The 10836-nt window shown below is 45.6% G+C and carries 9 protein-coding genes and 1 pseudogene; 1 reads left to right on the top strand and 9 read right to left on the bottom strand.

Going from position 1 to position 10836, the window contains the following annotated elements; all coding sequences use genetic code 11:
* Positions 1-151 precede the first annotated feature (151 nt).
* Together pnp and rpsO are read right to left on the bottom strand one after the other, a co-directional pair.
* On the bottom strand, positions 152-2290 hold the full coding sequence (gene pnp / locus Q0Z62_RS09730) for a polyribonucleotide nucleotidyltransferase (protein ID WP_269901479.1): 2139 nt from the start codon (positions 2288-2290) through the stop codon (positions 152-154).
* An 88-nt stretch (positions 2291-2378) separates the two neighbouring features.
* A complete protein-coding gene (gene rpsO, locus Q0Z62_RS09725) occupies positions 2379-2648 on the bottom strand; it encodes a 30S ribosomal protein S15 (RefSeq protein WP_269901478.1) in 270 nt (89 codons plus the stop codon).
* 209 nt (positions 2649-2857) lie between these two features.
* On the opposite strand from rpsO, the gene Q0Z62_RS09720 reads away from it, so the two are divergent.
* Complete coding sequence (locus Q0Z62_RS09720; protein ID WP_298053948.1) at positions 2858-3358, top strand: hypothetical protein; 501 nt, start codon at positions 2858-2860, stop codon at positions 3356-3358.
* A gap of 83 nt (positions 3359-3441) precedes the next feature.
* Here Q0Z62_RS09720 and pssA read toward each other — a convergent pair whose 3' ends face one another.
* The 7 genes and pseudogenes from pssA to Q0Z62_RS09685 all read right to left on the bottom strand — a co-directional run.
* A complete protein-coding gene (gene pssA, locus Q0Z62_RS09715; protein ID WP_269901476.1) occupies positions 3442-4206 on the bottom strand; it encodes a CDP-diacylglycerol--serine O-phosphatidyltransferase in 765 nt (254 codons plus the stop codon).
* Positions 4207-4353: 147 nt separating this feature from the next.
* The gene (ilvC, locus tag Q0Z62_RS09710) at positions 4354-5370 is read right to left on the bottom strand and encodes a ketol-acid reductoisomerase (protein WP_269901475.1); all 1017 of its coding nucleotides are present in this window, start codon (positions 5368-5370) and stop codon (positions 4354-4356) included.
* Between the two features lie 46 nt (positions 5371-5416).
* Positions 5417-5908 carry an acetolactate synthase small subunit gene (gene ilvN, locus Q0Z62_RS09705; protein ID WP_269901474.1) on the bottom strand — a complete coding sequence of 164 codons (492 nt, stop codon included), beginning with the start codon at positions 5906-5908 and terminating at the stop codon, positions 5417-5419.
* The gene (gene ilvB, locus Q0Z62_RS09700; protein WP_298053945.1) at positions 5908-7641 is read right to left on the bottom strand and encodes a biosynthetic-type acetolactate synthase large subunit; all 1734 of its coding nucleotides are present in this window, start codon (positions 7639-7641) and stop codon (positions 5908-5910) included. Before ilvB ends, ilvN begins: the two co-directional genes overlap by 1 nt.
* Positions 7642-8114: 473 nt before the next feature.
* On the bottom strand, positions 8115-9308 hold the full coding sequence (locus tag Q0Z62_RS09695; protein ID WP_298053943.1) for an acyl-CoA dehydrogenase: 1194 nt from the start codon (positions 9306-9308) through the stop codon (positions 8115-8117).
* 34 nt (positions 9309-9342) lie between these two features.
* The gene (locus Q0Z62_RS09690; RefSeq protein WP_269901471.1) at positions 9343-10563 is read right to left on the bottom strand and encodes a CaiB/BaiF CoA-transferase family protein; all 1221 of its coding nucleotides are present in this window, start codon (positions 10561-10563) and stop codon (positions 9343-9345) included.
* 31 nt (positions 10564-10594) lie between these two features.
* Positions 10595-10836, bottom strand: a pseudogene (locus tag Q0Z62_RS09685) (DUF1850 domain-containing protein); the annotation flags it as partial.

Genomic DNA, 10836 nt, shown 5'->3' with positions numbered 1-10836 from the left:
GGCGTGATTGAATATCACGGCGCCTAAACCGATGACAACAAGAATCACCTTGCTTTAGCTGGGTGAGCTTCAATTAAAATCATAAATACAAAAAAAGCCCCTCGAATAACTCGAGAGGCTTTTATCATTAACTATTAACTGCTATCAATAATTAATCTTCAGAAGGAGCTTGAGGGCCACCTTGGGCTTCGATACCGCCAATCGCTTTCATGGATAAACGTAAGCGACCTTTATCATCGGCTTCGATAACTTTAACGCGTACCACCTGACCCACTGACACAACATCATTAATATTATTAATGCGGTAGTTTGCGATTTCAGAGATATGCAGCAAGCCATCTTTACCAGGTAATACCTGAACAATGGCACCAAAATCCAATACACGAACAATTGGACCTTCGTATTCTTGACCTACCTCAACCTCTGCGGTGAGCTCTTTAATACGACGCTCAGCCTCTTGGGCTTTGTCTAGATCTGCGCTAGAAATAGTAATCGTGCCATCATCACCAATATCAATTTGCGTACCGGTTTCTTCGGTTAGGCTACGAATCGTGGCACCACCCTTACCAATTACATCACGAATCTTATCGGGATTGATTTTAACGGTTAGCATACGAGGCGCAAAAGCGGATAGCTCTGTACGAGAGCCATCTAATGCCGCCTGCATACGACCTAAAATATGCATACGGCCTTCTTTGGCCTGAGCCAATGCAACCTGCATGATCTCGGTGGTAATACCTTGGATTTTGATATCCATCTGTAGGGCAGTCACGCCATCTTTAGTGCCAGCGACTTTAAAGTCCATGTCACCAAGATGATCCTCATCACCAAGAATGTCTGTTAAGACAGCGAATTTACCGCCATCTTTGATTAGACCCATAGCAACACCAGCAACGTGATCTGTCATTGGCACACCTGCATCCATCATAGCCAAAGAACCACCACATACGGAGGCCATAGAGGAAGAACCATTCGACTCAGTAATCTCAGACACTACGCGCAATGAGTACTGGAAGTCTTCTGGGGCAGGTAGCAAAGGAGTCAAGGCACGTTTAGCCAAGTTACCATGACCAATTTCTCGACGCTTAGGAGCACCAAAACGACCTGTTTCGCCCGTAGCAAAAGGAGGGAAGTTGTAATGCAGCATAAAGCGATCACGGGATTCGCCCATCACGGAATCAATGATTTGCTCGTCTTGTTTAGTACCTAATGTGGTCACGACTAAAGCTTGTGTTTCACCACGAGTGAACAATGCACTACCGTGCGCACGAGGCAACACACCTAAGCGAATTTCAATAGGACGTACGGTGCGTGTATCACGGCCATCGATACGCGGCTCACCATTTAGAATCTGACCACGAACGATTTCACTCTCGAAACCGAACATAATGTTATCGACCTCAACACCGTCAACTTTATCAGTACCATTGGCTTGGGCTTGGTCCGCTAAGGTTTGATGTACTTTGCTATATACGGCTTTCAATGCGTCAGTACGAGCTTGTTTTTGACGAATTTGGTAGGCCGATTTTAGGTCTTCAAAAGCAGCGGACTTAACGGCTTCGATCAATGCATCATTAGCCGCAGGAGGCTGCCAATCCCACTCAGGTTTTCCGGCCTCTTCGACTAGCTCATTAATGGCATTAATTGCTTTTTGCATTTGCTCATGACCATAAGCAATCGCACCAAGCATCACGTCTTCAGACAATTGTTCGGCCTGAGACTCAACCATTAAAACAGCAGCCTCTGTACCAGCAACAACTAAATCCAATGAGGACTCTTCCATCTGTAAAGAGGAGGGGCACAATACATATTCATTATTCAAATAGCCTACGCGAGCTGCGCCTACAGGGCCATTGAAAGGAATACCAGAAATAGCCAACGCAGCCGATGCACCGATCAAAGCTGGGATATCAGGATTAATCTCTGGGTTTACAGATAGCACATGAATGATGATCTGTACGTCGTTATAGAATCCTTCGGGGAACAATGGACGTAAAGGACGATCAATTAAACGCGCAGTTAATGTTTCACGATCAGAAGGCTTGCCTTCGCGTTTGAAAAAACCACCAGGAATACGACCGGCAGAATAAGTTTTCTCAACGTAATCAACAGTTAAAGGAAAGAAGTCTTGGCCTGCTTTTGCAGTCTTAGCACCAACCACTGTGGCTAGAATAACCGTGTCTTCAATGGAAACTAATACAGCACCGGAAGCTTGGCGAGCAATCTCACCTGTTTCAATTACAACTTGGTGCTGTCCATACTGAAATGACTTTGTCACTTTGTTGAACATTAGGATATATCCTTACAATAAAAAAGCCGCGCACATGCGAAGCAAAGTTCGCACCATGCACGGCTGTATCGCGGGGCAAGCCCGTGAATCACTTACGCAGACCGAGTTTTTCGATTAGGTCGCGGTAAGAATCAGGTTTACGGTCTTTTAAGTAGTCGAGCAATTTACGACGACGGCTAACCATACGTAACAAACCACGGCGTGAGTGATGATCTTTTTTGTGGCTCTTGAAGTGGTCAGTTAGCACGTTAATGCGTGCAGTTAGTAGTGCTACTTGGACTTCAGGAGAACCTGTATCGCCTTGAGCGCGCTGAAATTTTTCAACGACTTCGGCTTTGTTGATATTTGTACCAGACATTTTATAACCTCAGTAAACATGCGACAGGGCTGAGTATGCCCTGACGTGCAATAAATAAACGGCCCATTTAAGCTTTATGGGCCGTCAATTAGTAATTATAACCGATTTTACATAAAAAACCGATAGCTTTATTATTTTCGTACAACAGTATGGGCTATTAACCTCATCAGGCTTCTATACTTAGGCAATGATCATAAAAAGGATTTTTTATGCAACGACTCATTGGTCTAAGCCCTGTCTTTGTTCTGCTTTTAAGCGCTTGCAGTAGCATTTCTGATCTGCCTGCAGGAACGCCCCTATCAGAAATAGAGCAGCAATTTGGCTCTCCTAGGGTTGCCTGCCCTGCTGATAATCCAAATCGGTTTATTTGGTCTACTCAACCCATGGGTCAATTCGCATGGGCAGTAGATACTACCCCCACTCAAGACCTCAAATCAGTCACACAGGTTCTGACTGATGCGGAGTTTGATTTGCTACGGCAAGGTTCTTGGACTAAAGAGCAAGTATGGTGTCATTTTGGCCCACCCGCAGAGCAAAGCGTCGCACCCTACAAGGGGGTAACCATGCAAATTTGGTCTTATCGCTATAAGCAAAATAAAGCATGGGATGCCCTCATGCATATTTATTTTGATGAGAGCAATAGGGTCAAACATCATCACCCTGCACCTGATCCACTCTTAATTGATGAGTGGAATATTTTTTCTGGCTGATAACGTCCATAAAAACGCCAAAGCCCCGAAAGATAGCCAAAAACGCCGTCTTGGGGCTTTGAATAAAAGAAGCAGAAAAATAGCTACATGCTGTTTTTACGTTGTAAGTTTAATTTTTTTGCTTTTCTCCAGCGAAAAAACATCACGACCCAACCTGATAAGCCATATAAGACAAATAAGCTAAATAAAACCAATGGTGGGTTGCTAGACACAAACACAAACAAAAACACAAATAGCAGCATCACCCAGAAAGGAACACTACGTCCTAAAGCAAAAGACTTACCACTATAAAATGGGGCATTAGACACCATAGCTACCCCTGCATATATCGTCAAAGTAAATGCGGCCCAAGACAGAGGCGTAGCACCAATATTCAATTTATTATCGACAGCTAACCAAACGAATCCAGCAATTAGTGCTGCAGCAGCTGGGCTAGGTAGACCTTGAAAAAAACCTTTATCTACCACAGCTATGTTCGTATTAAAGCGCGCCAAACGAAGCGCCGCTCCGACCACAAACACAAAAGCAGCCAGCCAACCCCAGCGCCCAAGATCCTGAAGCGCCCATACGTACATAACAAAAGCGGGCGCGACCCCAAAAGAAATAATGTCAGCCATGGAGTCGTACTGCTCGCCAAAAGCAGATTGCGTGTTCGTCAAACGAGCCACCCGACCATCCATGCCATCAAAAACCATAGCTAGAAAAATAGCAATAGCCGCTGTTTCAAAACGACCATTCATGGCCTGCACTACCGCATAAAATCCAGCAAATAAGTTCGCTGTAGTAAAGGCATTAGGCAGTAAATAAATACTGCGATTACGTTTTTCGTCAGTAGGTAACGAAGGCATACAAATCCGTTTATAAAATCAGTACAAAAGAAAGCAACACACTTTTTTGCTTATTGCTGCAACTATAGCAGCATAACCCAGAAAAAAACCTCTGCCACAAAAAAGTGACAGAGGTTTAGATTTCACAAACTGATTAGTTGGTACTAATTAGTTTTTGCTTTGGTCTACTAGCTTATTAGCAGCAATCCAAGGCATCATCGCACGTAACTGTGAACCCACTTGCTCGATTTGGGATTCTGCATTGATACGACGACGAGCAGTCATGGATGGAGCGCCAGCAGCGTGTTCCAAGATGAAGTTTTTCGCGTATTCGCCGTTTTGAATATCAGCCAAACACTCACGCATGGCTTGGCGAGTTGCATCAGTAACGATCTTAGGACCTGTTACGTACTCACCGTACTCAGCGTTGTTGGAAATGGAGTAGTTCATGTTGGCAATACCACCTTCGTAGATTAAATCCACGATGAGTTTTAGTTCATGCAAACATTCAAAGTAAGCCATCTCTGGTGCGTAACCTGCCTCGACTAGCGTGTCGAAACCGGCTTTGATCAACTCAACGGCACCACCACATAAAACAGCCTGCTCACCGAACAAATCGGTTTCTGTTTCTTCGCGGAAGTTGGTTTCAATAATACCAGCACGACCACCACCGTTAGCACTTGCGTAGGACAAAGCGATATCACGAGCAGCACCCGATACGTCTTGGTACACAGCGACTAGGTGAGGTACACCGCCACCTTGTTGGTACGTACCACGAACAGTATGACCAGGAGCCTTAGGAGCAATCATGATCACGTCGATGTCTTTACGTGGTACAACCTGACCGTAATGTACGTTAAAACCATGAGCAAAAGCCAAGGCTGCACCTGCTTTAATGTTAGGCTCAACCTGGTTACGGTACACTTCAGCGATGTTCTCGTCAGGTAACAAGATCATAACAACATCAGCGTCTTTTACTGCGTCAGCCACTTCTTTTACGGTTAGGCCAGCGGCTTCGGCTTTAGACCAAGATGCACCATTTTTACGCAAACCGATTGTTACGTTTACACCGGATTCATTTAGGTTGTTAGCGTGAGCGTAACCTTGAGAACCATAACCGATAATGGCAACGTTTTTGCCTTTGATTAAAGACTGGTCACAGTCTTTGTCGTAAAAAACTTTCATGGATAACTCCAAATAATAATTTGTCTAATGTAGATTACAGTCGCTGTTATAGCTTAAGGATTCGCTCGCCACGGCTAATACCCGATACACCCGTACGTACGGTTTCAAGGATAGCACTACGATCGATAGCCTGAATAAAAGCGGTAATTTTTTCTTGTACGCCGGTCAATTCGATAGTGTAGGTTTTATCCGTAACGTCAATAATACGACCGCGAAAAATATCTGCCATACGTTTGAGCTCATCGCGCTCTTTGCCTACAGCTCGAACTTTAATGAGCATTAATTCGCGCTCAACATGAGGGCCTTCGGACAAGTCCACCACTTTAACCACATCCACTAAACGATTCAAATGTTTAGTAATTTGCTCAATGGTTTCATCGGACCCTACTGTCACAATCGTCATGCGAGATAAAGTATCGTCCTCGGTGGGGGCTACCGTCAATGTTTCAATGTTATAACCACGCGCGGAGAATAAACCTACCACACGAGATAATGCACCCGGCTCGTTTTCAAGAAGAATAGAGATAACGTGTTTCATTACTCGTCCCCCTCTAGGTCAGCAGCACTTAAAATCATTTCAGTTAATCCTTTACCTGCTTTCACCATAGGCCATACGTTTTCTGTTTGATCTGTGATGAAATTCATAAACACTAAACGATCTTTGTGTTTAGTGAAGGCTTCTCGGATGGCGGGAACCACATCAGAGGGACTTTCAATATGCAAGCCTACGTGGCCATAGCTTTCGACTAACTTAGTAAAGTCAGGCAATGCATCAACATAGGACTCGGAATATCGTGAGCCGTAATCAATTTCTTGCCACTGGCGTACCATACCTAAAGCACGGTTATTTAAACACAAAATCTTAGGTGTCAAATGATACTGGCGACAAGTAGAAAGCTCTTGGATATTCATCTGAATAGAGGCTTCGCCAGTAATCACTGCAACATCTGAGCCTGGGTTAGCCATTTGCACACCCATCGCATAGGGTAGACCAACACCCATTGTCCCCAACCCACCGGAGTTAATCCAGCGTCGTGGGTGGTTAAATCGATAGTATTGTGCAGCCCACATCTGATGCTGACCTACGTCAGAAGTCACAAAGGCATTCCCGCCTGTGACTTCCCATAAGGCCTCGACCACAGACTGCGGTTTAATAATGCTGTCTGATTTTTCGTAAGCTAAGCTTTTAACGCCACGCCACTCATTAATTTGCTGCCACCATTTTGCCAAAGCTGTTTTCTTCGCATTAGAGGCGGCTTTGCCTTGTGCGTACAAATCGTTAAGCTCAAGCAGAACCTCTTTAACACAGCCAACAATAGGCACATCCACTTTAACCCGTTTAGAGATAGAGGATGGATCAATATCAATATGAATGATCTTGCGTGGAACCTGAGCAAAATGACGAGGATTGGCAATCACACGGTCATCAAAACGCGCGCCAACGGCAATCAACACATCACAATGTTGCATTGACATATTGGCCTCGTAAGTACCATGCATACCCGGCATGCCTACATACTGGTCATCAGCACCTGGAAATGCACCCAAGGCCATGAGTGTTGTTGTACATGGAGCACCAGTTAGCTTAACCAGTTGATTGACTTGATCTGAGGCATCAGAAAGAATGGCTCCGCCACCTACGTAAATCATAGGACGCTCGGCTTGGGCCAATAACTGAACTGCCTTTTTAATTTGCCCTTGATGACCTTTAGTTACTGGCATGTATGAACGCATTTTAGGCTCACCACGTTTAGCGGTATAGCGCGTTACATCAGCCGTAATGTCTTTAGGGATATCTACTAAAACGGGGCCCGGACGACCTGTTTTAGCGATGTAGAAAGCTTTACGAATCGTATCAGCGATTTCACGTACGTCTCGTACTAAAAAGTTATGTTTTACACACGGACGAGTAATACCAATAGCATCACATTCTTGGAATGCGTCTTCGCCTATAGCTTGGGAGCTGACCTGACCGCTGATAATAACCATCGGTATAGAGTCAGTATATGCCGTCGCAATGCCAGTAACAGCATTGGTTAGACCTGGTCCGCTCGTGACGAGGGCTACGCCTACTTTATCCGACGAGCGTGAGTACGCATCGGCTGCATGCACAGCAGCTTGTTCGTGACGGACTAAAATATGACGAAATTTGTCTTGCTTAAAAATAGCATCGTAGATGTAGAGTACTGCACCACCGGGATAGCCAAAAACGTGTTCAACACCTTCTTCGGCTAGGGTGCGCACTACGATATCAGCGCCATTGAGTTCCATGATAATAAATTTCCTTTCAGGTTTTTGCTCGAACACCCCACCTGACACCTAAGCCGGAGCCTGCACTAACAGCAACAACATGATCTAGCGCTTTAAGACCCACGGGGCCTTGCCACCTAGACACATTGAAGAGCAGTCTGAGCTCTGTGGAATACGGCAAGCACGCAAACATTGCGTATAGCTTGAAACGAAAGCCCGGCAACACACGCTTTTGACGTGGCCAGCAACAATAAAAAGGCGCAAAAATAACAGGCGGATAACCGTGCAACTTAAAGCCTACCATTTCACTCCGATAAGAATGAATCCGATAGAGTAACCCAGTTAACCAACCGTAATCAACCCCAAGCTATACCATGTTGGTATTGTGCAATGCAAAACCCTAATCGTAACGGTTAAATGAGGTTTCGCCACGAAAAATTTAAAAAAGCCAGACTTATTTCAAGTCTGGCGATCTAAAGCAATAAAAACCGTGATTAAAAGAAGGCCTGTAACCCTGTTTGAGCACGCCCTAAAATGAGGGCATGGATATCGTGCGTCCCTTCGTAGGTATTGACTACCTCTAGGTTAACTAAATGTCGGGCTACACCGAATTCATCCGAAATCCCATTACCTCCTAGCATGTCGCGAGCAAGGCGAGCTATATCTAGGGCTTTACCGCATGAGTTGCGTTTCATGATTGAAGTAATCTCTACTGCAGCTGTACCTTCGTCTTTCATGCGACCTAATCGCAAACATCCTTGTAGGGCTAAGGTGATTTCGGTTTGCATGTCTGCCAATTTTTTCTGAATCAGTTGATTTGCTGCCAGCGGACGACCAAACTGTTTACGATCCAAGGTGTATTGACGTGCGGTGTGCCAGCACGACTCTGCCGCCCCTAATGCCCCCCACGCAATGCCAAAACGCGCTGAATTTAAACACGTAAATGGACCGCGCAACCCGGAAACCTTCGGAAGCATTTGATCTACGGACACCTCTACGTTATCCATCACAATTTCACCAGTAATAGAGGCTCGTAAACCCACCTTGCCGTGAATGACCGGAGCAGATAAGCCTTTCATGCCTTTTTCTAAAATAAAGCCTCGGATTTTTCCGTCATCCTCTCCACCAACTACCTTGGCCCACACCACAAACACATCGGAAATAGGTGAATTAGTAATCCAGATTTTGGTTCCGTTCAATCGATAACCATCTGCTGTTTTGATAGCCCGGGACTCCATTGCGCCAGGATCTGAGCCATGGTTGGGCTCAGTCAAGCCAAAACACCCAATCCATTCACCGCTGGCTAACTTAGGTAAATATTTTTGTTTTTGCTCCTCGGAGCCAAACTCATTGATAGGCACCATGACTAAGGAGGATTGCACACTCATCATGGAGCGATAGCCTGAGTCTACCCGCTCGATTTCTCGGGCGATCAAGCCATAAGAAACATAGTTAAGACCTGATCCGCCATATTGTTCTGGAATAGTTGCCCCGAGTAAGCCTAGCTCGCCCATTTCGCGAAAAATCGTTTCATCTGTCTGCTCATTACGAAAAGCGGCTAAAACACGCGGCTCTAGTTTCTCTTGCGCATAAACATGAGCGGCGTCTTTAACCATTCGCTCTTCTTCGCTAAGCTGACTATCCAGTAATAGGGGATCTTCCCAATGGAAAGAAGGTTGTGCTGACATAAGAGACTCCTTTGGTTTTATATAAAGTAGCAGATTAGCCTTGCAAGTCTTTTATTTGCTCGGGGCTTAATCCTAAAATATCGGTTAACACCTGTTCAGTATGCTCCCCAAGTAAAGGGGGTGCTGAGTGATACTGCACAGGGCTATCAGATAAACGTAAAGGGCTAGCAACCAATTTTGCCTGACCGGCTGTAGGATGAGGCAAACTAATTTTCATTTTTCGAGCTTGTACCTGAGGGTTCTGATAGACCTGCTCTAAGTTATTGATTGGTCCAGCAGGAACATTAACGGACTCAAACAAAGATAACCAATAAGCAACCGGTTTGCTTTGCATAATCTCAGACAAGAGCGCAATAAGCGGCTCTCGGTTACGCACTCGCTGCGGATTTGTTCTAAACCTAGGGTCTAAGGCAAGCTCTGAATGGCCAATAGCAGTACAATAAGACCGAAATTGAGAATCATTTCCTACCGCCACGATCATATGACCATCAGCCACTGCAAATACCTGATACGGCACTAAATTTTGATGTGCATTTCCGGCCCGTTGTGGCGGCGATCCTGAAGCTAAGTAATTCATATTCTGGTTCGCTAGCATCGCCACCTGACAATCAAGCAATGCCATGTCTATATGCTGACCTAAACCGCTGCGAGAGCGTTCGTGCAAGGCGGCTAAAATACCAACCGAGGCATACATCCCTGTCATTAAGTCCGCCACAGCAACCCCTGCCTTTTGTGGGCCGCCACCGGGCTGATCATCACGCTCTCCGGTAAGGCTCATGAGCCCTCCCATCCCCTGAATCATAAAGTCATAACCAGGACGATTCGCATAGGGGCCGTCCTGCCCAAAGCCTGTAATAGAGCAATAAATCAGTTGAGGGTTGATCGCCTGTAAGCTAGCGTAATCCAATCCATATTTTTTCAAGCCACCTACTTTAAAGTTCTCTACAACAATATCGCAATGTTTAGCCAAGTCACGGATTGCATCCGCGCCTGCCTGAGTGGCCATGTCAATGGTTACCGATTTTTTATTACGATTAGCTGCAGCATAATACGCCGCCTCGGTGGTTTCATTCCCTTGCTGATCGACTAAATAAGGAGGCCCCCAGCTGCGGGTGTCATCGCCCCCATCGGGACGTTCTATTTTAATCACCTCAGCCCCTAAGTCCGCCAAGTTTTGCGTACACCAAGGCCCTGCTAACACCCGGGTTAAGTCCAGTACCCGCACCCCTGCTAATGGCGCTGCACGTGTCTGCATAAAACATGTCCCTCCAAAGTTAGAACCTAAATTACTCAATCTCAGTGAGTTCTCGACTGCATGCTTGTAAAATAGTCACCCCGCCATCTCTAGGTATTTTTGCGCTTAATGGCACACAGCCGGATACATCGCACCACTCGTAATCAGGGCTGAACTCTGATCTCGTTAGTAATAAAACCTGCGGATTCACCTGCTGTGGCTGGTAGTGGTACCAACCGTTATGTAGCACTGCATCTGGAGGAGGCTCCATCCCAGCAGCAGATCCCTTAATAC

It is taken from the genome of uncultured Paenalcaligenes sp. (genome assembly GCF_947630565.1).
Classification (GTDB): domain Bacteria; phylum Pseudomonadota; class Gammaproteobacteria; order Burkholderiales; family Burkholderiaceae_B; genus Paenalcaligenes; species Paenalcaligenes faecalis.
Note: the sequence above shows the minus strand (reverse complement) of the source record. Positions and strands in the feature narration are given on the sequence as shown.